Source organism: Halopenitus persicus, assembly GCF_900107205.1.
Taxonomy (GTDB): domain Archaea; phylum Halobacteriota; class Halobacteria; order Halobacteriales; family Haloferacaceae; genus Halopenitus; species Halopenitus persicus.
The window spans coordinates 208298-229405 of the sequence record NZ_FNPC01000001.1; the positions used below are offsets into that span (position 1 = coordinate 208298).

Consider the following 21108-nt stretch of genomic DNA (forward strand, 5'->3'; position numbering starts at 1 on the left):
CGAATCGGGGGAGTTACCACTCCTTGCAGTCGGCACACAGCTGCGCGCCGTCCTCGAGCCACCGCCGCTCGACGACCGCATCGCAGCGATCGCAGGCCGCACCGCCCGACGTCCAGGTCGCGGTGGCCGTCGCCGGCTCGACCGGGTTCGCGTCCTCCTCGGCATCGGTCTCGTCGGTATCGGTCTCCTCTGGGACGTCCGTCTCGCCGTCAGCCGCCGACTCGTCGACCGACTCGTTCCGGTCCCGGTCCGAGCCGGCGTCGGCGAACTCGTCGAGCGAACGGTCCTCGGTCATCTCACGCCTCCCGTCGGAGTCGGTTCACGACGAACTCCCGCTCCAGCTCGCCGAGGAACTCGCCGAGCCGAGGCCCCTGCGTCTCGTCGAAGAAGAGCCGGTAGCCGGCCTCGAAGAAGTCGGCCACCGCGAGGCCGTGGTCGCGGGCCGTCTCGTACATCCGCTCCTGGATCGCCTCGCCGTCGTGGCCCTCGGCGACGAAGTCGGCCAGGTCGTCCAGCGCGGCCGCCGTGTCCTCGTCGACGGAGACGTCCGGCAGCTCCGTCTGGAGCCGATAGTTGTACTCGTTGTCCATCCGCTCGGCCCACCGGCGGGCGCGTTCGACGCGGTCGAGCGCGTCCTCGATCGCCCACTCCGGGGTATCGTCGTCGAAGTGTCCCTCGTCGCGGGCCAGCTGCTCGCGGAACGCCTCGTCCTCGACCATCCCGAGCACGGCGGCGAAGGTGTACGGCAGCCGGACGCGCTCCTCGCGGACCTCCTCGACGAGGAACGGATAGGCGCGCTCGGCGACGGCGGTCAGGTCCGCGTCGTCGACCGCGCCGAAGTACGCGCGCTCGAACCGGTCGAACCGGTCGACGAGCTGGTCGAGCCGCTCCAGGTCGAGATCGCGGGCCTTCTTCGGCTCCAGCGCGAAGAAGTAACGGAGCACCTCGGGCTCGAGCAGCGCGAGGATCTCCGGGACGGTGACGATGTTCCCCGCCGAGGAGGAGAGCGCCTTCCCGTTGAGCGTGAACCACTCGTAGACCATCGGCACGGGCGGGTCGATCCCCAGGACGGTCTCGGCGATGTCGACGCCGGAGGGCCAGGAGCCCTCCGCGTGGTCCTTCCCGAACGGCTCGAAGTCGACCCCGAGCACGTCCCACTGGCCGGGCCACTCGAACCGCCAGGGGAGCTTCCCCTCCCGGAACGTCGCGGTCCCCGCGTGGCCGCAGCCCTCGATCGTCGAGTCGCCGGCCTCCATGTCGGTACAGACGTACTCGACCGTCTCGGCCTCGAGGTCGACCGCCGTCACGGTCTCGGTGACCTTCCCGCACTCCTCGCAGATGGGGTTGAAGGGAACGTATTCCTCGTCGACCTTGTCCTGATACGCGGCGAGCACCTCGCGGGCGGTCCCGGCGTTCTCGAGGACCGTCCGGACGACCGGGTCGAAGGTCCCGTCGGCGTACAGCTCCGTGTTCGAGACCATCTCGACCGGAATGCCGAGCCGGTCGGCGTCGGCGGCGAGCAGGGACGCGAAGTGGGCCGCGTACGAGTCGGCCTCGCCGAAGGGGTCGGGGATGTCCGTGTAGGGCTTGCCGAGGTTCCGCCCCAGTGCGCCCGCGTCGACCTCCCCGAGGCCGACGATCTCCCCGTCGGCGTTCGCGAGCTTTCGCGGCACCTTCCGGAGCGGGTCCCGGTCGTCGGAGGTGAACACCTGCCGGACCTCGTGGCCGCGCTCGCGGAGGACCTCGGCGACGAAGTAGCCGCGCATGATCTCGTTGAAGTTGCCGAGGTGGGCAACCCCGGACGGCGAGACGCCGCCCTTGATCACGATCGGCTCCGCGGGATCGCGCTCGAGGATCTCGTCGGCGACCGCGTCGGCCCAGAAGGCGTGATGCGTCTCCTCGCTCGAGGCGTCCGCGGAATTTCCCCGCGCATCGGCGTCCGCGTCGGGCTCCGCCATCGAGTCACTCACCCCACTGCGCCGGCTCCGCACACGCCTCGGGGACGACGTCGGTCCCGTCGTGGTCGCCCTCGAGCACCGCGTCGACGAGGGCTGACGGGTTCGTCCCGTCGAGGACGATGGAGCGGAGGTTCCCCCTGTCGATGATCTTCGCCGCGAGGAGGTCGACCGGCGCCGAGGCACCGGCGTCCCTGCTCATCGGCAGCACGATGTCGACGAGCTCGGCGGGGGAGAGCCGGCCGTACTGTTTCGCGTCCGCGTCGACGTTCGGGTCCGCATCGTAGACCCCGTTGGCGCTGGTGGCATAGACGAGCAGGTCGGCGTCGACCGCCTCGGCGAACGCGGCGGCGACCGCATCGGTCGTCTGGCCGGGCATCACGCCGCCCATCACGGACACCTCGCCGCGCCGGAGGGCCTCGGCCGCGCCGTCGTAGTCCTCGGCGGGCGAGAGCGTCGCGCGCTGTCCGAGCGCCGCGATGAGGAGACGGGCGTTGAGTCGCGTGACGCCGATCCCGAGCTGGTCGAGCTGGACCTCGTTGGCGCCCAGCTCCCGGGCCGTCCCGATGTACTCCCGCGCCACGCCGCCGCCTCCGACCACGATCCCGACGGTGCATCCGGCCTCCGACAGCTCCTCGATAGCCTCGGCGTGTGCCGTCACGCGGTCCGGATCGAGATCCGGCGCGAGGACGCTTCCGCCGATGGAGATGACGACGTTCATTGACTCCGGGTAACCCTGTCGCGCTCTTAAGGATTATCAAGCGGAAACGAGCCGCTGCGGCAGGGTTGCGTGACGATGCCGGACGTCCCGTTCCGGACGGGTGAGCACGGTCGGAACGGTCCCTCAGTTCCGGCGGATCACCCACAGCGTCGCAACTCCGCCGACGGCGACCACGAGCCAGTAACTCACGAGCCGATAAATGGTCGTCACGGCGAGCGCGTCGGCGGTCGCAAGCGCCGTCAGCGCCGTCAGCAGCGCGACCAGCGTCCCCTCGATCGCGGCCAGTCCGCCGGGCAGCGGCGTCGATCCCGCGATGACGCTCACGGGAACGAGGAAACAGACGAGCAGCAGCGGAATCGGCGTCCCGATCGACAGGCCGGCGAAGTACAGCGGGAGCGCGAACAGGATCCAGCCGGCGTAGCCGTAGCCGACGGCGACGACCAGCGCGCGCGGCGATCCGGCGATGAGCTCGATCGACCCGTAGAGCCGGTCGATCCGGCCCCGGACCGAGTCGGTCGAGACCCGGTCGGTTCGACGCGCGACCGGCGCAACCGCCGTGAGGACGCCCTCTCGAACCCGACCGCGAAACCGCCAGATGACGGCAGCAACGATCGGGAGCCCGACCGCGAGCGCCATCAGCACGACCGCGAGCGGCCGGACCGCGCCGGGAAGTCGGGCGGTGGTCGCGAGGAGGTATCCCAGCCCGACGCCGCCGACCGTGAAGAAGGGAAGCAGGCGGATCAGGTCGCTGGTGACGACGCTGGCGAGGCTCTGTTCGTAGGTCGCCGCGGTGTCCCGCGCCAGCACGTACGCGATGAACGGCTCCCCGCCGGCCTGACCCATCGGCGTCACGTAGTTCGCGAACGTCGCCGACAGGAACGTCACCACGAGCCTTCGATAGGGCACGTCGATCCCGATGGTCCGGAGGACGACGTGCCACGTCTTCCCCCACACGATCAGGCAGGCGAGCGACGAGAGCCCGCCGGCGAGTATCCAGGTCGTCTCGGCCGCCCGGAGCCGGTCGATCGTCCGCTCCCACCCGACGACCACGCCGAGCAGGTACACCAGCAGGAGCGCGACGGCGAATCCCGCGACCGTCTTCGCCGCCGTCGATCGGTCGACCCAGCCGGCGCCGACCGCTCGGTCGTCTCGGGACACGGGTGTCCGCTCCGAGGGGAGACGGATTTATAAATGACCCCGTCCGTGGTCGCTTCGACGTCGGCCGGTCGCGGTCGTTTCGACGTCGGCCGGTCGCGGTCGTTTCGACGTCGGCCGGTCGCGGTCGCTTCGAGGCCGCCGACGCCTACGCCCCCGTCTTCGTCACCTGGTACCACTCCCCGTCCCAGGTGAGGACGTACTCGAGGACGGCCTTCACCGTGAGCACGCCGTGTCCGAGGAAGACGAGCGGCGCGAGCGCGAGCGTCCAGGACGGACCGCCGACCCGGCCGTCTCGGAGGTCACGCAGCCAGACGCCGCCGATCATCGTGAAGACGGCGGCGAAGGGGATGACCACCGAGCTGGGGTCGACGACCATGAGGAGCAGGACGTGGGCGGTGAGCACGAGCAGGGCGCCGCCGGCCAGCACGGCGCCGATCGCGCGCCCGACGGTCACGAGGTCCGTGAGGCTCGGGCGGCCGGCCAGCGCCTCGCGGATCCGAAGGTGGGAGACCTGCACGTGGCCGATCCGCCAGCGCTTCCGTTGCCCCCAGAGGTCGCCGAGCGTGTGGGGAGCCTCCATTGAACTCGTACAGCGGCGGTTCTGCGCCACCGTCAGGTTCGCCTGGTAACACTGGTGGGAGAAGTAGAGGTCCTCGGTCAACACGTCGGCGTAGCCGCCGACGGCCTCGAGCGCCTCGCGGGTGAACCCCGTTGCGGAGCTCTGACAGTGGGTGAACCCGACCACGTCGCCGATCAGGTAGCCGGCCTGAACGACCACGCGTTCGCAGTAGGCAAGCGTCTCGACGGGACCGCTCGGTCGGGGAACGCGCCGTCCCTGGAACACGTCCGTTTCGCCGAGCAGCTCGCCCATCGCCGTCGAAACGAACGTCGGCGATGCGCGCTCGTCGGCGTCGAAGACGACGAAGTGGTCGGCCGGGCTCCACTCGACCGCGTTGTTGATCGCGGTGGCCTTCGATCCGGGGGCGTCGTTGACCAGGTACTCGACCGGCTCGTAGATGTCGGCGAGTTCCGCGGCCCGCTCGCGCGTCGGCTCGTCGTCCGGCTCGACGGCGATCACGATCCGGAGGGGATCGTAGTCGTTCTCGAGCAGGCTCGTCACGCTCGCGTCGACCACGTCGGCGTCACGGTACGCGGGAACGATCGCCTGAACGAGCGGCCCGGATCGAACCCGTTCGTCGGTCGCGTCGTCGCGCCGGACGTCGCGGGCCAGCAGGAGGCCGATCGCGGCGATCACGACGCTGAAGGCGCCGACCGAGAGGACGCCCTGGAGGAACTGGATCCGGAGGAAAAGCGGCGCGATCACGACCGTCCAGACGTCGAGGCTCGTGAGGAACCCCGCCACGAGCAGGCCGAGGATCCCGAGCAGCGTGCCCGCTCGCTCCATGACGTGCCGGCTCACCCGATTCACCCGATTCATCGTCGGAATATGGGGCCGTTTTAGTATTTAAACCTGCGGCTCGCTCCCTTCCAGCGTTTCCGTCACCATCGAACGCTTCGTGATCGATACATAATTGCACACGCCGGCTCAATGACCGGGAAGTGACGCTCCGCGACTGGGTCCGCGTTTCGGCGCGCAAGGTCCGCCACAAGGGTCTCGAGGGGCTCTCGGACGTCCTGTACGACCTGTACACCGGTCTCTGGTGGCTCGCGTGGCCGATCCCGCGGGGGACGAACGTCTACGAGCGGGAATGGGACGTTCTCGTCATCCTCGACGCCTGCCGGGTCGACCTCCTCCGGTCGGTCGCCGACGAGTACGACTTCCTCGGCGAGATCGAGCGGATGGAGTCGGTCGGCAGCATGTCAAAGGAGTGGATGGCGAAGACGTTCACCGACGAGTACGCCGACGAGGTCGCGAACACGGCCTACCTCACGAGCAACGTCTTCTCCGACCGGATCCTCTCGGCCGACCGGTTCGAGACCCTCGAGGAGGTCTGGCGGGAGGACTGGGACGAGGACGCCGACACCGTCCTGCCGCGGTCGATGACCGACCGGGCCATCCGGATCGCCCGCGAGGACGACCCCGATCGTCTGATCGTTCATTACGTCCAGCCGCACCATCCGTTCCTCGATCTCGACGAGCGCTACGACGCCGACCCCTTCGGCCCGGCGCTGTCGGACACGGCGGTCGACGCGCTCCGCAAGGGTCGGATCGACTTCGAGACGTTCTGGGACGCCTATCAGGACAACCTGCGAAACGCGCTCGACGACGTCGAGATCCTCCTGTCGAACGTCGACGCCGACACGGTCGCGATCACGGCCGACCACGGCGACGCGCTCGGGGAATGGGGGATCTACGACCACCCGGTCGGCTGTCTTCATCCCGCCGTGCGGACGGTCCCGTGGACGACCACGACCGCCACCGATCAGGGGACCCACGACCCGGCCGAGAGCGGGAAAGCCGAGACGGGAGACGAGGACGGTGAGGGAGACGAGGACGGTGAGGGCGACGAGGCGGTCCAGGACCGACTGCAGGCGCTCGGCTACGTCGGCTGAGCCGGAGTCGTAGGACCGGAGAGCCGGGTTCGCCGACGGACTCCGTCGGGGTCGCACGACGGGAAAACCCTAAACCCGTGGATCGCTCCGGTTCGGGTATGCAACCGATCGCCGTTCTCGGCTCCGGGGCCGACTCGCTGGCGACGCGACTGACCGACCGGATCGAGGGTCGAGTCGTCCGGATCGACCGCGTCACCGATACCGACCTCGGACCGACGGAGACGACCGCTGACGCCGCGGTTCGATTCACCGCCGGGGGTGATTGGAACGCCCGCGGCGCCGACGCGGACGCCGATCTCACGACCCTCCTGGACCGGTTTGCTCCGGCATACGACTACGCCGTGATCACGGGCGAGACGCGGCTCCGGGTGCCCACGGTCCTCGTCGGCGACGACCGGGATGCGGAGGACGTCCCGGGCGACGTGATCGCGACCGTTCCGGAACCGTCCGCGATCGACGTCGCGGAGTTGCTCGCGGCGCTCGAGGGGGCGGAACCGTGGATCACGCTGGAGGAGCTGATCGATCGCGCGAAGGCCGACCCGCTGGCGGAGCGGTCGGGGGCCATCGCGTCGTTCACGGGGCGGGTTCGGGCCAAGGACGCGCCGGACGACGACCGGACGAGCCAGCTGGCCTTCGAGGCCTACGAGGGCGTCGCCGCCGACCGGATGGACGCGATCGCGGCCGAGCTCGAGGAGCGGGACGGGGTGTTCCGGGTCCTGTTGCACCACCGGACCGGGGTGATCCCGGACGGGGAGGACATCGTCTTCGTCGTCGTTCTCGCGGGCCACCGCGAGGAGGCGTTCCGCACCGTCGCCGACGGCATCGACCGGCTGAAGGAGGAGGTTCCGATATTCAAAAAGGAGACCACCGAGAGCGAGCAGTTCTGGGTCCACCAGCGGTAGCCGTCCCGCGGCGCGCCGGCGGGTTAGTAACTACTTTACCTGCTGGGGACTGACGCACGAACGGTATGAGTCAGTCGCACAATCGGGGCCTCATCGAGGACTTCGGCCGCTGGCGGGAGTTCCGCGCGGGGATGTGGGCCTGGATCTTCCACAAGTTCACCGGCTGGGTGCTTGTGGGCTATCTGTTCACCCACATCGCCGTGTTGAGCACCGCGATCCCGGCGTCCGGCCAGGAGGCCGCAGTTCTGCAGGCGGGCGACGACGTCTACACCCAGACGATCGTCACCCTCGAGGAGCTGCTGCTCGTCCGGATCCTCGAGGTCGGGCTTCTCGCGGTGGCCGTGTTCCACATCCTCAACGGAACCCGGCTGCTGTTCATCGACCTCGGCGTCGGACTGGAATCGCAGGACAAGAGCTTCTACGCGTCGCTGATCCTGACGGGACTCATCACGGTCGCGTCGGTCCCGACGTTCCTCGCGGGGGCGTTCTGAGATGGCGGAACGCTACTCCTCGTTCACCCCCGGCGGAACGATGTGGCTGCTCCAGCGGATCACGGCCGCCTTCCTCATCGTCGTGTTGGCGTTCCACTTCTTCCTCCTCCACTTCGTCAACCACGCCGACGAGGTGTCGTTCATCGTGAGCCAGGCACGGATGGAGACGCTGAGCTACTACTCGCTGATGATCCTGTTCCTGCTGACGGCGACGTTCCACGGCGTCAACGGGGTCTACAACGCGTTGATCAATCAGGGACTGACCGGCCGAAAGAAGCAGGCCGTCAAGGCGACGCTGATCGTCGCGAGCGTCGTCCTGATCGTGCAGGGCGTCCGCACCGCGAACGCCTGGGCCGGAGGCGTCCCCCTGTGAGGTACCGAGCATGAGCACGCAAGTCCCACAACAGACCGACGAGACGGACGCGGAGAGCGAACCGGACGCCGAGGAGGAGCCATCGAAGGGCGACCTCCGACGCGAGAAGAAGGCGAAGCGCGCCGCCGAGCGCGAACGCGAGGCCGAGGCGGCGGCCGAGTCGGCCGCCGGCGAGAACACGCGGGAGCTGAAGGTGTTCCGCTTCGACCCCGAGGTCGAGGGGAAACAGGAGCCGCGGTTCGACGAGTTCCACGTTCCCTTCGAGAAGGGGATGACGGTTCTCGACGCGCTCATCTACGCGCGTGACACCTACGACTCCTCGTTGACCTTCCGGCACTCCTGCCGGCAGGCCGTCTGCGGTTCCGACGCGATGTTCGTGAACGGGCAACAGCGGCTGGCGTGTAAGACCCAGCTGTCCGACCTGTCGGAGCCGGTCCGGATCGAGCCGCTGCCCCACGCCGACGTCCGGAAGGACCTCGTCGTCGATATGCAGCACTTCTACGACCAGATGGACGCCGTCGAGCCGTTCTTCGACGCCGACGAGCTGCCCGAGGACGAACTCGAGGAGCAGCGACAGAGCCGGGCGAACCGCGAGAAGGTGAAGATGTCCACGCGGTGCATCTGGTGTGGCGCCTGTATGTCCTCGTGTAACATCGCCGCCGGCGACAACCAGTATCTCGGTCCCGCGGCGCTCAACAAGGCGTACCGGTTCGCGATGGACGAGCGGGAGGGCGAGTCACGAAAGCAGGAGCGGCTCGAGATCATCGAACAGGAACACGGCGTCTGGCGGTGTCAGACCCAGTTCTCCTGTACCGAGGTCTGTCCGAAGGACATCCCGCTCACCGAACACATCCAGGAACTGAAACGGGAAGCGGTCAAGAACAACCTGAAGTTCTGGTAACGCACCCGGCTTCGAACACACCACAACAATGGCATCCAACACAACCTACGAACACGACGTGATCGTGGTCGGCGCGGGCGGTGCCGGGCTCAGAGCGGCCATCGCGGCCCAGGAGGCCGGCGCCGACGTGGCGATCGTCTCGAAGCTCCACCCGGTGCGGTCACACACCGGCGCCGCGGAGGGCGGCATCAACGCGGCCATCCGCGAGGGCGACTCCTGGGAGGACCACGCCTACGACACGATGAAGGGCTCGGACTACCTCGGCGACGCGCCGGCGATCGAGGCGCTCTGCCGGGAGAGCCCCAAGGAGACGATCCAGCTCGAACACTGGGGGATGGCCTTCTCCCGCGAGGAGGACGGCACGGTCTCCCAGCGACCGTTCGGCGGCCTCTCGTTCCCGCGGACCACCTACGCCGGCGCCGAGACCGGCCACCAGCTGCTGCACACGATGTACGAGCAGGTGGTCAAACGCGGCATCGAGGTCTACGACGAGTGGCACGTGATGAACCTCGCGGTCACCGACGAGGACGACCCGACCGACCGGAGCTGTCACGGCGTGGTCGGCTACGAGATCCGGTCCGGCGAGATCGCCGGCTTCCGGGCGCGTGACGGGGTCATCCTCGCGACCGGCGGGATGGGTCAGGTCTTCGACCACACGACGAACGCGGTGGCCAACACCGGCGACGGCGTCGCGATGGCCTACCGCGCCGGGGTTCCGATGGAGGACATGGAGTTCATCCAGTTCCATCCCACGACGCTGCCCTCCACCGGCGTGCTCATCTCCGAGGGCGTCCGCGGCGAGGGCGGCATCCTGTACAACGGCGAGGGCGAGCGGTTCATGTTCGAACACGGCTACGCCAACAACGACGGCGAGCTGGCGAGCCGGGACGTCGTCGCCCGCGCCGAGCTGACCGAGGTCAACGAGGGGCGCGGCATCGAGGACGAGTACGTTCACCTCGACATGCGCCATCTCGGCGAGGACCGGATCCTCGACCGGCTGGAGAACATCCTCCACCTCGCGGAGGACTTCGAGGGCGTCGACGGCCTCGAGGAGCCGATGCCCGTCAAGCCGGGCCAGCACTACGCGATGGGCGGCATCGAGACGAACGAGTACGGGCAGACCTGCGTCGACGGCCTCTACGCGGTCGGCGAGTGCGCGTGTGCGTCGGTTCACGGCGCGAACCGCCTCGGCGGGAACGCGCTGCCGGAGCTCATCGTCTTCGGGAAGCTCGCCGGCCGACACGCCGCCGGCGAGGAGTTCGACGAGCCGGAGATCGAGACCGGAAAGCGGGGCGACCACGAGGACGCCGACTTCGATGCGCCGGTCACGCTCGGGGAGCGCGAGCCCGGTTCCGACGCCGGACCGGCCGACGCGAGCGCGGCCGCGGACGGCGGCGAGGCGGTCACGGATCCGGACGCCGTGCTCGAGGTCGCCGTCGACCGCGAGATCGAACACGTCGAGGAGCTGCTCGAGACCGACGGCGTGAACCACGCCGAGATCCGGTCGGCCGTCCAGGAGACGATGACGGCGAACGTGAACGTCTTCCGCGAGGAGGAGGGACTGAAGGAGGCCCTCGTGGACCTCCGTGAGGCGCGCGACCGGTACGCCGACGTCGGCGTCTCGGACCCCTCGCGGACGTTCAACACCGACCTCCTGCACACCCTGGAGACGCGGAACATCATCGACATCGCCGAGGCGCTGACGATGGGCGCGCTCGCGCGCAACGAGTTCCGCGGCGCCCACTGGCGCAAGGAGAACCAGATCCGCGACGACGAGAACTGGCTGAAACACACGCTCATCTCGTGGAACGACGGGGATCCGGACCTCTGGTACCGACCGGTCATCCTCGAAGGCGAGAACAAACGCTACGAGCCGAAGGTCCGGTCGTACTGACCGACGCAAACCGCCGGTCGATCGCCCGCGAGAGCTCGTGTGACTGACCCACACGTCACATACGACGTCGGTCGAAGCGTGAGGAGCCGATCGACGTGCCGCCGGCGCTGCCGACGCGGATCCGGACCGGCTGCCGGCGGAGAAACACGCTCGTTCGGACGTCTACGGCCTCCCTTCGATGTTTTCGACGATCGTTGAATGGGGGATTTATTATCGTCGAAGGAGTTGGAACAGGTGATGATCGAAACCGACGCCGGAACGGGATCCGCGCTGTCGCTCCCGCCGGAGTTGCAGTCGCCGCGAGCGAAGTTGGTGTACCTGTATCTCACGACCAACCGGCGCGCCACGGTGGGCGAGATGGCCGAGTCGCTCGGGATGAAGAAGATCTCGCTGTACGGCATCCTCAAAACCCTGCGGAACGAGGAGTTCATCCAGCAGCAGGGCGAGGAGTATCGGCTCGCCTAGGTCGGGTCGCCAGCCCACGCCGGATTGCCGGCCCTGGCCGGTTACGGCTTCTGCCGGCCATCGCTTCGGCGGATCTCCTCGTTCGATCCCCGGACGACCGGGGTTCGAGCACGTTCTCAGCCGGTGTTTCGCGTCGATCGGGCGCTCCTGACGTCCGCGCCGTCACGAACGGCGTCCTCGCAGTTCGGACAGACGCGCGGCTCGTCGATCTCGTTCGGCGTAAAAACGCGTGCGTACGCCGGCGTGACGAACGTCCCGCAGTTCTGACAGTCGGGCATATCGTCTCGATGTGTCGCGGTTCCCGCCATAAATCTTGTGGGGTGGTAACATACCATCCCTGGCGTCGGAGCGGACGCCGTTTCCGTCGACGACCACGTGGGCTTTTGACGCTCGCCCGCCAACCGGCCGACGTGGACGCAGCCCAAACCGAGTTCGAGAACCCCTTCGGGATGGACGCGGACTGCCAGAACTGCCCGGCGCTGTGCGCCGAGCGGTCGAACGTGGTCCACGGCTACGGCGACGTCGGCGGCGAGTTCCTCGTGGTCGGCGAGGCCCCGAGCGCCGGCGCGGACGCGACCGGGATCCCCTTCGGCGACGACGCGGGCGGACGGCGGATCAGATCCATCTTTCGGGAGCTCGGATTCGTGCGGTCCTCGCCGGAGACGGTCGCGATGGACGTCCAAAACGTCTTCTTCACGTCCGTTACGCGGTGTCGCCACCCCGACCGGCCGGCCACCGACGCGGAGGTCGCCAACTGCGAGCCCTATCTCGACGCGGAGATCCGGATGATCAACCCGCAGATCATCGTCCCGGTCGGCCAGCGCGCGCTGGAGGCGCTCGCGTTCGAGTACACCACGCGGTCGTCGGATTCCTTCGACGTCGCCGCGGAACACGCGACCACGATCCGCGGTCGGGGGTTCGAGCTCGTCCCGATGCGTGACCCGGAGGCGATGAGCGACGCCGAGGAGCGGGCCTTCCTGGAGCACGTCCGGGAGAACGTGCTCGCGCGCGACTACCGGCAGACGAAGGGACGCCGAAGTCGGTGAGGCCGGTTCGTCGGCGTCGCCTTCACGTCCTTCACGCGACCGGAGTTCTCGTTCAACGATTTTCTCGTCCGGCCCTCACCAGTAGGACGTTCGCGGGCCGGCGTCGCGCCCGCCGAGCGCGACGATCGCGGCGACGACGACCAGACAGATCGCGGCGGTGGCGACTGCGGCCGGCGATCCCAACGCGGCCGGCAGGCCGAGGACGGCGCTGACGAGGACGAGCGCGACGACGGCGGCCGCGAGCGCGGCCAGCGGACGAAGCGTGGACATGTCCGCGGGATCGCCCGCGCGGCGCTTAAAAACCGGGGGTTGAAGGCGCCGAGGCGAACAGATCCGGTATGACCGTCATCGCGGTGCTTGCCGACCCGCCACGCGAGGGACTCGGCTATCCGTCCCTGCCGGCGACGAGCCCGCTCTCGGCCGCCGAGGCGACCGAACTGTACGAGGCCGTCCTTCGCGACCTGGTTCGGGCCGTCGACCGGTCCGGCGGGGACCTCCTCGTGAACCACCCGACCGAGGAGCAGCTCCCTGCGGACGCCCGCACGGGAACCGACCCGGAAGCCGAGCTGCGCGCGGTCGTGGCCGACGTCCTCGGTGACGCGAGCGATGCTCGCTTCGAGCCGCAGGTCGGTTCGACGTTCAGCGCCCGCGCCGGCAACACGGCGACCCACCTGCTCCGCGAGGAGGGGGCCGGCTCGGTCGCGATCGTCACGCCGGCGACGCCGTTCCTCTCCCGGTCGATTATCGACGCGGCGGCGATGAAGCTTCGGACCGCGACCGCCGTTCTCGGTCCCTCGACCGCCGGGCGGTGTCACTACGCGGGGTTCACCGAGCCGATCGACTTCGCGGGCGCCTTCGAACCGCCGAGCGTGCAGACGCTCGCCGAGCGCACGCGCGATGCCGGCGGCGAGGTCGAGTTCGTCCGGTCGCTCCCGACGATCGAGACCGGCCGCGACCTCCTCGACGTCGTGCCGCTGTTGCGGGCTCGCTTCGCGGCCGAGCGGATCGTCCCCGAGCACACGGCAGCGTTCGTCCACGAGCACGGGCTCGCCGTCCACGAGGACGACGCGGACGGCGAACTCACCCTGATCCGGGAGTGAGCGGGCCTCGGTTCGCGTCGTGTCCATCGGTCGTGAAATGAGGGGCAAAACACGCCGGGTTCAATACCGTCGTGGTCAGCCGCTCCGGTCCGATTCGAACACCGCGGATGGGACGCTCGGATAGTCCGTAATGAGCCCATCGACGCCGAACTGCACGGCGTCGTCTGCATCCTGCCACGTTCGCGCCGTCCAAGCATTCACCGTATATCCTCGTAACGGAGAGTCCCCCTGAACCGACCGCAGTCCGTCAAGCGCCGGGTGAATGATCCGTGTGTCGAGGGCCGCTGCCATCGTCGTGGCGGTGTCGACGTCCCGTGCGATCGGAGCGACGCGAGCATCCGCGGAGCGGGACCGAACCGCTTTGAGGGCAGTTTGTGAGAACGACGAATAGAGGACATCGTTTCGACGACGATCGATGCGTTCCATCACACGATTCACGAATGGTTGCCACCGTTCTTGACCCAGTCCACCGTCGGGTTCAGCGGACGATGCTGGTGTCTCGGCCGTGGTGCTCGGCCGTTTGAGTTCGACGTTGAGGATGACGTCGTTTGGAACCGCTTCGACGAACGCCGCCAACGTCGGGATCGTCTGGTCCGTGCCAAGGACGTGCGCACCCGTGACCGTCGACGTCGAGCGGTCAGCGACGACGCCGGTGGCATCCGTAATCCCCCGACTCGTCCCGCGGTCATCCAAGCGGCGATCGTGGAAGACGACCGGTGTCCCGTCGACCGTGGCGACGACGTCGAGCTCGATAGCGTCAGCACCGAGATCGCTAGCGAGTCGTGCCGCGGCAAGGGTATTCTCCGGAGCGATGCCGGCGAAGCCACGGTGAGCGATCACCGTGAGATCCGTTTTATTTTCCGGTGCTGTCACCATTGTACGAACGGCAACTGTGGTGCATCCAGTGAGACGAACTCCGAGACGAACTCGGTAGCGGGTGACTCATACACCTCACGCGGCGTTCCAACCTGTTCCATTCGACCGTCGTTCATCACCGCGATTCGGTCGCACATCAACATCGCCTCCTCCTGATCGTGGGTGACGTAGAGTCCGGTCACGTCCAGCTCCGAGAGCAGTTCGCCGACCTCGTCTCGAAGACGAGCCTTCAGTTTCGCGTCGAGGCCGGTCATCGGCTCGTCGAGGAGGAGCACGTTGGGCTCGATGGCAAGCGCACGGGCGAGGCCAACGCGCTGCTGTTGGCCGCCCGAGAGCGTCGTCGGATCCCGATCGGCCATCTCACCGATGCCGAGCATATCGAGCAGTTCCGTGGCACGCTTTCGACGCTTTGCCTTCGCGATCCCGCGCATCTTGAGTCCGAACGCGACGTTTTCTCCGACCGTCATGTTGTCGAACAAGGCGTACTCCTGAAACACCAACCCGACGTTGCGGTTCTCCGGCGGGACGTTCGTGACGTCCTGATCGTCGAAGGCGACCGTTCCCGCAGTCGGCGTTTCGAAGCCCGCGACGGTCCGCAGCGTGGTCGTCTTTCCGCAGCCCGAGGGACCGAGGACCCCGACTATCTCGCCGTCATCGACGGTGAGTGAGACGCCGTTGACGGCCGTCGTTTCGCCGTATCGTTTGCGGACGGAATCGAGCGTAATACGTGCCATTGGTTATCCTCTGGTGTCAAAGCCACGCGAACCGACCTGCTGGAGCAGGACGGTAATGACGACGATGATGCAGAAAAACATCGACACCGCGGCGGCAGCCTTGGTGAACGAACTGTTCGAGATGTGCCGTTGGAGGAACAGCGCCAGCGGTTGGGTCCCCTTCGCCCACACGATGTACGAGAAGTTGAACTCGGCGGCGGCGAGCGTCCAGCAGATGATCGCGCCGGAGACGATCCCCGACCGTGCGTTCGGGACGATGACGGTGAGAAAGGTTCGCGGCCACGACGCACCCAGCGAGCGTGCCGACTCCTCGAGCCGCTGCAGCGGCATCGACTCGAACTCGCTTCTGACGGCCATCACCATAAACGGCGCCTTCAACAGCGAGTATCCGACGATCAGGCCGAAGCTCGTTCCCGCGAGATCCGGATAGGCCCGCAAAAACGCCACTCCGAGAATGACTCCCGGAACGAGCGGAAGGACGGAGATCGCGTTCACCCACTCGTCGCCACGAAAGTCATAGCGTGCGACCGCATACGCGATCGGGACGCCGACCACGAGGTTGATGAATACGCCGCCGAGGGCGAGCGCGACGCTGAAGATCAACTCGGACGGAACGGCGAGGGTATACCCACCGACCGACAGGATCGCGTTCCAGCCCATACTCCGCTGGGAACCGATCGTCTCGGCCAGCCCGAGTACTTCACGCCAGTTCTGCAGGGTGATGAACTCCGACGGAAGCACGCCGCTCCACTCGCCGGCGAACGAGCCAACGAACGTGAGCACGACGGGAACCATAAGGAAGCCGACGGCCAGCAGCAACGTCGCCGTCACCAGCCCCCGACCGAACCGTCGTGATGGTGCGACGCTCACAATCCCACCTCCGCATCCGTATACCGAAGCCCGAGAGCCGTGAACGCGAAGGTGAAAAGGAAGTACGCGGTCGCCATCGCACCGGCCACTTGGATGTCATAGCCCGTCGCGAGCTCCCGGGAGATCTGGAGCGTCCAGACGACCACCGTCTGAATGACGATGAGCGTCCCGAAGATGGCAAGTCCGGTCCGGAAGGTGAGGATAACCGCACCCGTGATCCCCGGCCGGATCTGCGGAAGCGTGACGTAGCGAAACGTCCGCCACGGCGTTGCGCCGAGCGACTGGGCCGCCTCCTCGGCGGCGTGGTCGAGTTCGGCGTACGTGCCCCGCAGAATGAGCGTTGCTCGAGGGATCATCGAGTAACAGAACGCGACGAAGAGCCCCGGAGCGCTCACTGCGATGGCCAGATCGGTCGCTGGACGGCCGGTGAGCAGCGCAGCGAGGTTGGTCACCAGTCCGTTGTTCCCGAGCAACACGAGGATCATAAATGCCGCAACGATCCCCGGAAGGCTGATCGGGAAGGAGACGAGCGTGACGAGGACGTCCTCGCCCGGAAGGTCGTACTTTTCGAGGGCGTGTGCGATGGGGACCGCTACCCCGACCGAGGCAAGCGTCGTCCCACCAGCTAGCCACAGGGAGTTGAACGCCACTCCGCGGTAGTACGGGTCGGTGACGAGCGTCCCGTACGCTTCCAACGCGAAGCCAACGGATCGGTACTGCTCCGCTGAAACGCTGATTCGGACGACCTCAACGAGTGGATACGCGCCGGCAACCGCTAACAGGGTGGCGAAAGGCGCACATAACGCCACGATCCGTCGACGCGTTCGGTCACGCTCAGTGACGGGGTCGACGATGGACCCAACGGCCGTACTCGCCAGGTGGACGGCGGCTCGGAGTCGTGATCCGGCACGTTCCGAGTGTTCGCCGAGCGTTGCCATCAAATGTTTGCTCCGCGAGTGATCTCCTGAATGATCGAGTCCTGCTGTTCGACGAGTTGGTTATAGTCGACCTGGAACTCGGTTCGCTCGTACTCCGATCCGTCAATGAACTCGTCAGGCAGCTCCATCTCCGAGGAGCGGATGGGACGGACGTAGGCATCGAGGAAGTGCTGTTGTCCTTCCAGCGAGAGGACGTAGTCCATAAACAGCTTGCCGGCCTCGGAATTGGGTGCGTCCTCGAGGAGAGCGTAGCCGTACGGCATATTCAACGCACCCTGGTTGCCGTTTTCCCCGCCGAGAACCGCAACGCCCACGTTCTCCTCGGCGATTTCGTCGTTGTTGTATTTGAGGTCGAGCCCGGAGTAATCATATCGGATGAACGTCGAGTACTCGCCGCTGGAGAACTGGGCGAGGAAGTTGTCGGTGAACTCCGCACCACCCTCCTGGATCCGCTGGTAATAGTCGATGACCGGCTGGAGGTCATCCATCGAGCCGCCGCGAGCGTTGTTGATCGAGAGCGCGGCGGCAAGTCCGACCGCAGCTTGCGGGGTCTGGAGGGCGAGATCCTGCATGATTTCGGGCTGCAAAAGGTCCTCCCACGTCGTGGGCTCGTCGAGTCCGCGTTCCTCGTAGATGTCCTTGCGATAGGTGACGGCCGTCGTCACGCGTCGGGTGGCAGTAACGTGGCCATCGTCCGTCTTGAGCGAGTCGGGTACCTCGTCCCACCCCGTGGGTTTGTAGGCCTGCGTGAAGCCGTCGTTCCGGGCGACGATGCCGTATGTATACCCCCCGTTGTAGCCGGAGTGGGTCATATCGCCCGAATGCGATCGCATATGCTGTAACGCTTCCCCGGACGAGCGGTCATCATCGTGGACCGCGACGCCGTATTTTTCCTCGAAGTTCTCCATAACCGTCGGCCAGTTCATCCACCCCGACTGCACGCAATAGAAATAGAGCATCTCCGGGAACGCGGAAGCGCTGATGTCCGCCTCGAAGTCGCCGTAACCGACGGTGTAGGTCCCGGAACTTCCCGAACCACTCGAGTCCGTGGAACTGCCGGAGCTACAGCCAGCGAGACCACCGAGGAGGGCTGCGGACGATGCACCAAGGTACGACCGTCGACTGAGTGTCATCAGTTGACCTGTTGGAAGATATTTAAAAAGAGGTTGCTATGAACCGTATATGCGTCCGCGGTCATCCATTGGACGCATATATTGTCAATTGTTCTCAAGGGATGGTTCGGAAGGGATATCCGACGCTCTCCGGACGTTCCGTCTGAAGCGACCCCCGAGACGCGGCTTCAGAGACGCCGCTTCGGACGACGCCCTCACGGACCGAGGCGCGTCGCGCCGAGCGAAGGAGGGTGGGGTAGTTCACCAGAGCGATAGCTTCAACTTCATCGGGAATAGTCGTCCGCATACGCCCACGGGCGGTGAATCGCCGGCGGTTCCACGCGGATATGATCGAGCGTGGAACGACCGAGCGTCCATCGTCCGATTCGCTTCCCGACGACGCGTCCGATGGAAGCGAGGGTGAACACGACGGTCGGGTGGGATGGCAGAGTGGCCCATTGCGCCTGCCTTGAAAGCAGGTAGCCTCACGGCTTCCTGGGTTCAAATCCCAGTCCCACCGTACCGAGCGCGGCGCGGCGTCGCGCGAGCATCGTGCGAGGGTTTGAAGCCGGCGGGACGCAGCATCCGAGCGATGCGAGGATGACCGTCCCGACTCGGTTCAAATCCCAGTCCCACCGTACAGAGCGCGACGCAGCGTCGCGTCGCGCTCATTCCGGCGTTTGTGGCGTGGTAGCGTACGTCTCCTCAATCTTTAACAGGACAGCGACCGATCGATCCGGTGGGTGAAATCATGAGCGACCACGAACTCGATCCACTTCCGTACGATTACGACGCGCTCGAACCGCACGTTTCCGAACAGGTGCTCACCTGGCATCACGACACGCACCATCAGGGCTACGTCAACGGGCTCAACGCCGCCGAGGAGACGCTCGCCGAGAACCGCGAGAGCGGGGACTACGGCAGCACGGCGGGCGCGCTCGGCAACGTGACCCACAACGGCAGCGGTCACTATCTCCACACGCTGTTCTGGAACAACATGTCCCCGAACGGCGGCGGCGAGCCGGACGGCGAGCTGGCCGACCGGATCGCCGAGGACTTCGGCTCGTATGAGGCCTGGAAGGGCGAGTTCGAGGCCGCCGCCGGCGCCGCCGGGGGCTGGGCCCTGCTCGTGTACGACCCGGTATCCAAGCAGCTGCGCAACCTGAAGGTCGACAAGCACGACCAGGGCGCGCTGTGGGGTGCCCATCCGATCCTGGCGCTCGACGTCTGGGAGCACTCCTACTACTACGACTACGGCCCGGCGCGCGGCGAGTTCATCGACGCGTTCTTCGAGGTCGTCGACTGGGACGAGGTCGCCGACAACTACGACAACGTCGTCTCCAACTTCGAGTAACGTCGCCGACGAGGCGGATCGTCCCCGACGACCCCGATCGAATCCCGATTTTTTGACGCCGTCGACGCCGCCAGTCCCGGCTTCCGCCACCGAACCCGTGCCGTTTAGGGGAGCGACCACCGAGACACGGCCATGCCGACGCCGAAAGACGCCTTCGAGGCGACCTACCCGTGCGAGTTCTACACGGCCGCGGAGCTGCTCGAGCCGGACCTGATGTACACGATCCCGGAGATCGCTCGGCTCCTCCAGGGGGTCGATCCGGACGAACCGCTCGACCAGGAGACCGAGACCGTCCTCATCGATTGGGCGATCCCGTGGGTGATGCAAAACGCCGCGGACCTCGTGATCGCGGAGCCGCTCGAGGACGACGGCCCCGGCTACTACGGGCTCGCCGAAACGGCGATCGACGGGGACGACGCGGAATCGGAGACGGAGGAGGACTCGACCGCGGAACCGGCGACGAACGCGGCCGCGACCGCGGAACCGGCGCCCGACGACGAACGGTGACCGGGAGCACGTCGCCGACGCTGCTGGTGGCCGGTGACTCGCGGGTCGACGCCGGAAAGACGACGTTCTCGGTCGGGCTCCTCGCAACCCTCTCGGCTCGCGGGCTCGACCCGGTCGGCGTGAAGCCGCGGGCCGGCCACGACTTCTGGTACGACCACGACGACTTCCGGGCGGCCGCCGCGGAGAGCCGGCTCTACGGCAAGGACGCGCGCCGACTCGCGGCCGCGAGCGACCGCGGGCTGGCAGTCCGCTCCGGACCGACGCCGGGCGGGTCGTCGGGGAGCGAAAACGGGACGTTCGAACCGGATTCGAACGTATCGCCGGGGTCGATCAACCCGCTCCACCGGCTCTGGCGTCCCACGCCGGGCCGGACAGGAATGCTCGGCGAGGCCGACCGGACGTTCCTCTGTGACCGGATCGGGCGAACTGACGCCGCCGACGATCCGACGATCGTCGTGAACGGCGCCGCGGAGGCGGCGGGGCTGCTCCCGCCGGCCGTCGAGGACCGGCTTCCGCTCGCGGACGCCGTCCGCGTCCACGACGTCTCGGAGTTCAACGCGGTGATGGCGGAGTCGTACCTCCCGGTTCTCGAGCGGTTCGCGGCCGCGGTCGCCGCCGACCCCGGGCCGACCGTGGTCGAGTCGTACGGCGACGTCGCGCTTCCGTTCGATGCCGCAGCCGGCGAGGGCGACCGTGAGGGCGGCGGTCACGACGGCGGCGGCAGCAACGGCCGCGGTGGCGGCGGTGGCGGGAACAACGGCAGCGACGTCGACGGCAACGGCGGCGGCAACGGCGACGACGTCCCCGCGATCGACGCGGTCGCGGTCGTGGCGCCGACGCGGGTCCGGATCTACGACGGCGACCGGTACGCCCGCGCGTGCGCCGTGGCGTCGGGCAGCGCGCGCGAGGGGGCGCTCGAGGAACACACCGACGTCGTGACGTCGATGGTCGAGCCGCTCGACGCGGTCGCGCTGCCGGCGTTGCCGGCCGCGGACCGTGACTCGCCGGACCGTGTCGCGACCGCGTACGCCGACGCCTACGCGGCGCTTCTCGGGGCAGTTTAAAAGTCCTCGCCGGAAGGATACCGTCACGGACTCGTTTGGCCAGTAGCGATTGGCCGTCCGGGCTGCTCCGCCCCAGTGAGAGTGGATTTCGTATGCTTCGCTCCCTCCGGAGCGGTATTGTGATATGGATACC

General features: G+C 67.3%; 24 protein-coding genes and 1 tRNA gene. 13 read left to right on the forward strand and 12 right to left on the reverse strand.

Annotated features, from left to right (window positions below; genetic code table 11):
• Nucleotides 1–13: 13 nt before the first annotated feature.
• The 5 genes from BLV25_RS01100 to BLV25_RS01120 form a co-directional block, all read right to left on the reverse strand.
• On the reverse strand, nucleotides 14–295 hold the full coding sequence (locus tag BLV25_RS01100) for a DUF7573 domain-containing protein (protein WP_021072645.1): 282 nt from the start codon (nucleotides 293–295) through the stop codon (nucleotides 14–16).
• Nucleotide 296: 1 nt separating this feature from the next.
• Nucleotides 297–1958 carry a lysine--tRNA ligase gene (gene lysS / locus BLV25_RS01105; RefSeq protein ID WP_092730337.1) on the reverse strand — a complete coding sequence of 554 codons (1662 nt, stop codon included), beginning with the start codon at nucleotides 1956–1958 and terminating at the stop codon, nucleotides 297–299.
• Nucleotides 1959–1962: 4 nt separating this feature from the next.
• Nucleotides 1963–2676, reverse strand: a complete 714-nt coding sequence (gene pyrH, locus BLV25_RS01110; protein ID WP_021072643.1) for a UMP kinase — start codon at nucleotides 2674–2676, stop codon at nucleotides 1963–1965.
• 123 nt (nucleotides 2677–2799) lie between these two features.
• Complete coding sequence (locus BLV25_RS01115; RefSeq protein WP_218128588.1) at nucleotides 2800–3834, reverse strand: lysylphosphatidylglycerol synthase transmembrane domain-containing protein; 1035 nt, start codon at nucleotides 3832–3834, stop codon at nucleotides 2800–2802.
• A gap of 145 nt (nucleotides 3835–3979) precedes the next feature.
• Nucleotides 3980–5272, reverse strand: coding sequence for a glycosyltransferase (locus tag BLV25_RS01120; RefSeq protein WP_039402077.1), 1293 nt, complete (start codon nucleotides 5270–5272; stop codon nucleotides 3980–3982).
• Nucleotides 5273–5394: 122 nt separating this feature from the next.
• Here BLV25_RS01120 and BLV25_RS01125 point away from each other — a divergent pair, with 122 nt between their 5' ends.
• From BLV25_RS01125 to BLV25_RS01155, 7 genes are all read left to right on the forward strand, one after another.
• Nucleotides 5395–6348: an LTA synthase family protein gene (locus BLV25_RS01125; RefSeq protein ID WP_218128589.1), complete on the forward strand. Its 954-nt coding sequence runs from the start codon at nucleotides 5395–5397 to the stop codon at nucleotides 6346–6348.
• Nucleotides 6349–6446: 98 nt separating this feature from the next.
• Nucleotides 6447–7250, forward strand: coding sequence for a molybdopterin synthase (locus BLV25_RS01130; RefSeq protein WP_092730341.1), 804 nt, complete (start codon nucleotides 6447–6449; stop codon nucleotides 7248–7250).
• Nucleotides 7251–7315: 65 nt separating this feature from the next.
• Entirely contained in the window at nucleotides 7316–7741 is a 426-nt protein-coding gene (sdhC, locus tag BLV25_RS01135; protein ID WP_021072638.1) for a succinate dehydrogenase, cytochrome b556 subunit, read from the forward strand.
• Between the two features lies 1 nt (nucleotide 7742).
• Nucleotides 7743–8114 carry a succinate dehydrogenase hydrophobic membrane anchor subunit gene (locus tag BLV25_RS01140; RefSeq protein WP_021072637.1) on the forward strand — a complete coding sequence of 124 codons (372 nt, stop codon included), beginning with the start codon at nucleotides 7743–7745 and terminating at the stop codon, nucleotides 8112–8114.
• Between the two features lie 10 nt (nucleotides 8115–8124).
• Entirely contained in the window at nucleotides 8125–9015 is an 891-nt protein-coding gene (locus tag BLV25_RS01145; protein WP_021072636.1) for a succinate dehydrogenase/fumarate reductase iron-sulfur subunit, read from the forward strand.
• 28 nt (nucleotides 9016–9043) lie between these two features.
• Entirely contained in the window at nucleotides 9044–10909 is a 1866-nt protein-coding gene (locus tag BLV25_RS01150; RefSeq protein ID WP_021072635.1) for an FAD-binding protein, read from the forward strand.
• Between the two features lie 237 nt (nucleotides 10910–11146).
• A complete protein-coding gene (locus BLV25_RS01155; protein ID WP_021072634.1) occupies nucleotides 11147–11374 on the forward strand; it encodes a helix-turn-helix domain-containing protein in 228 nt (75 codons plus the stop codon).
• 116 nt (nucleotides 11375–11490) lie between these two features.
• On the opposite strand, the gene BLV25_RS17195 is transcribed toward BLV25_RS01155, so the two are convergent.
• Entirely contained in the window at nucleotides 11491–11652 is a 162-nt protein-coding gene (locus BLV25_RS17195; RefSeq protein WP_021072633.1) for a DUF7563 family protein, read from the reverse strand.
• A gap of 132 nt (nucleotides 11653–11784) precedes the next feature.
• Here BLV25_RS17195 and BLV25_RS01160 point away from each other — a divergent pair, with 132 nt between their 5' ends.
• On the forward strand, nucleotides 11785–12420 hold the full coding sequence (locus BLV25_RS01160) for a uracil-DNA glycosylase (protein WP_021072632.1): 636 nt from the start codon (nucleotides 11785–11787) through the stop codon (nucleotides 12418–12420).
• A gap of 75 nt (nucleotides 12421–12495) precedes the next feature.
• On the opposite strand, the gene BLV25_RS01165 is transcribed toward BLV25_RS01160, so the two are convergent.
• Entirely contained in the window at nucleotides 12496–12690 is a 195-nt protein-coding gene (locus tag BLV25_RS01165; protein WP_021072631.1) for a hypothetical protein, read from the reverse strand.
• Nucleotides 12691–12758: 68 nt separating this feature from the next.
• Here BLV25_RS01165 and BLV25_RS01170 point away from each other — a divergent pair, with 68 nt between their 5' ends.
• A complete protein-coding gene (locus tag BLV25_RS01170; RefSeq protein ID WP_021072630.1) occupies nucleotides 12759–13520 on the forward strand; it encodes a hypothetical protein in 762 nt (253 codons plus the stop codon).
• A 75-nt stretch (nucleotides 13521–13595) separates the two neighbouring features.
• Here BLV25_RS01170 and BLV25_RS01175 read toward each other — a convergent pair whose 3' ends face one another.
• From BLV25_RS01175 to BLV25_RS01195, 5 genes are all read right to left on the reverse strand, one after another.
• Complete coding sequence (locus BLV25_RS01175; RefSeq protein ID WP_092730343.1) at nucleotides 13596–14396, reverse strand: glycerophosphodiester phosphodiesterase; 801 nt, start codon at nucleotides 14394–14396, stop codon at nucleotides 13596–13598.
• Nucleotides 14390–15130 carry an ABC transporter ATP-binding protein gene (locus BLV25_RS01180; RefSeq protein ID WP_021072628.1) on the reverse strand — a complete coding sequence of 247 codons (741 nt, stop codon included), beginning with the start codon at nucleotides 15128–15130 and terminating at the stop codon, nucleotides 14390–14392. The genes BLV25_RS01175 and BLV25_RS01180 overlap by 7 nt, the downstream gene beginning before the upstream one ends.
• Before the next feature lie 3 nt (nucleotides 15131–15133).
• Nucleotides 15134–15925: an ABC transporter permease gene (locus BLV25_RS01185; RefSeq protein ID WP_394327107.1), complete on the reverse strand. Its 792-nt coding sequence runs from the start codon at nucleotides 15923–15925 to the stop codon at nucleotides 15134–15136.
• Between the two features lie 71 nt (nucleotides 15926–15996).
• Nucleotides 15997–16938: an ABC transporter permease gene (locus BLV25_RS01190; RefSeq protein ID WP_021072626.1), complete on the reverse strand. Its 942-nt coding sequence runs from the start codon at nucleotides 16936–16938 to the stop codon at nucleotides 15997–15999.
• Nucleotides 16938–18071 (reverse strand): extracellular solute-binding protein, encoded by a 1134-nt coding sequence (locus BLV25_RS01195; protein WP_039402088.1) that lies wholly within the window; start codon nucleotides 18069–18071, stop codon nucleotides 16938–16940. The genes BLV25_RS01190 and BLV25_RS01195 overlap by 1 nt, the downstream gene beginning before the upstream one ends.
• Before the next feature lie 415 nt (nucleotides 18072–18486).
• On the opposite strand from BLV25_RS01195, the gene BLV25_RS01200 reads away from it, so the two are divergent.
• The 4 genes from BLV25_RS01200 to BLV25_RS01215 all read left to right on the forward strand — a co-directional run bounded on the left by BLV25_RS01200 (nucleotide 18487) and on the right by BLV25_RS01215 (nucleotide 20975).
• Nucleotides 18487–18570 (forward strand) — tRNA-Ser (locus BLV25_RS01200).
• Between the two features lie 231 nt (nucleotides 18571–18801).
• Complete coding sequence (sod, locus tag BLV25_RS01205; RefSeq protein ID WP_021072624.1) at nucleotides 18802–19404, forward strand: superoxide dismutase; 603 nt, start codon at nucleotides 18802–18804, stop codon at nucleotides 19402–19404.
• 132 nt (nucleotides 19405–19536) lie between these two features.
• Nucleotides 19537–19911 (forward strand): DUF5827 family protein, encoded by a 375-nt coding sequence (locus BLV25_RS01210; protein WP_092730345.1) that lies wholly within the window; start codon nucleotides 19537–19539, stop codon nucleotides 19909–19911.
• Nucleotides 19908–20975, forward strand: coding sequence for a hypothetical protein (locus BLV25_RS01215; RefSeq protein WP_021072622.1), 1068 nt, complete (start codon nucleotides 19908–19910; stop codon nucleotides 20973–20975). Before BLV25_RS01210 ends, BLV25_RS01215 begins: the two co-directional genes overlap by 4 nt.
• The last annotated feature ends 133 nt before the right edge of the window (nucleotides 20976–21108 follow it).

Coding starts and splice junctions, on each gene's coding strand:
- BLV25_RS01180 (WP_021072628.1), bottom strand. CDS start 15,130: ATGGCACGTATTACGCTCGATTCCGTCCGCAAACGATACGGCGAAACG.
- BLV25_RS01100 (WP_021072645.1), bottom strand. CDS start 295: ATGACCGAGGACCGTTCGCTCGACGAGTTCGCCGACGCCGGCTCGGAC.
- BLV25_RS01210 (WP_092730345.1), top strand. CDS start 19,537: ATGCCGACGCCGAAAGACGCCTTCGAGGCGACCTACCCGTGCGAGTTC.
- sdhC (WP_021072638.1), top strand. CDS start 7,316: ATGAGTCAGTCGCACAATCGGGGCCTCATCGAGGACTTCGGCCGCTGG.
- pyrH (WP_021072643.1), bottom strand. CDS start 2,676: ATGAACGTCGTCATCTCCATCGGCGGAAGCGTCCTCGCGCCGGATCTC.
- BLV25_RS01120 (WP_039402077.1), bottom strand. CDS start 5,272: ATGAATCGGGTGAATCGGGTGAGCCGGCACGTCATGGAGCGAGCGGGC.
- BLV25_RS17195 (WP_021072633.1), bottom strand. CDS start 11,652: ATGCCCGACTGTCAGAACTGCGGGACGTTCGTCACGCCGGCGTACGCA.
- BLV25_RS01150 (WP_021072635.1), top strand. CDS start 9,044: ATGGCATCCAACACAACCTACGAACACGACGTGATCGTGGTCGGCGCG.
- BLV25_RS01155 (WP_021072634.1), top strand. CDS start 11,147: ATGATCGAAACCGACGCCGGAACGGGATCCGCGCTGTCGCTCCCGCCG.
- BLV25_RS01130 (WP_092730341.1), top strand. CDS start 6,447: ATGCAACCGATCGCCGTTCTCGGCTCCGGGGCCGACTCGCTGGCGACG.
- BLV25_RS01175 (WP_092730343.1), bottom strand. CDS start 14,396: ATGGTGACAGCACCGGAAAATAAAACGGATCTCACGGTGATCGCTCAC.
- sod (WP_021072624.1), top strand. CDS start 18,802: ATGAGCGACCACGAACTCGATCCACTTCCGTACGATTACGACGCGCTC.
- BLV25_RS01170 (WP_021072630.1), top strand. CDS start 12,759: ATGACCGTCATCGCGGTGCTTGCCGACCCGCCACGCGAGGGACTCGGC.
- BLV25_RS01145 (WP_021072636.1), top strand. CDS start 8,125: ATGAGCACGCAAGTCCCACAACAGACCGACGAGACGGACGCGGAGAGC.
- BLV25_RS01140 (WP_021072637.1), top strand. CDS start 7,743: ATGGCGGAACGCTACTCCTCGTTCACCCCCGGCGGAACGATGTGGCTG.
- BLV25_RS01195 (WP_039402088.1), bottom strand. CDS start 18,071: ATGACACTCAGTCGACGGTCGTACCTTGGTGCATCGTCCGCAGCCCTC.
- BLV25_RS01185 (WP_394327107.1), bottom strand. CDS start 15,925: ATGGTTCCCGTCGTGCTCACGTTCGTTGGCTCGTTCGCCGGCGAGTGG.
- lysS (WP_092730337.1), bottom strand. CDS start 1,958: ATGGCGGAGCCCGACGCGGACGCCGATGCGCGGGGAAATTCCGCGGAC.
- BLV25_RS01165 (WP_021072631.1), bottom strand. CDS start 12,690: ATGTCCACGCTTCGTCCGCTGGCCGCGCTCGCGGCCGCCGTCGTCGCG.
- BLV25_RS01190 (WP_021072626.1), bottom strand. CDS start 16,938: ATGGCAACGCTCGGCGAACACTCGGAACGTGCCGGATCACGACTCCGA.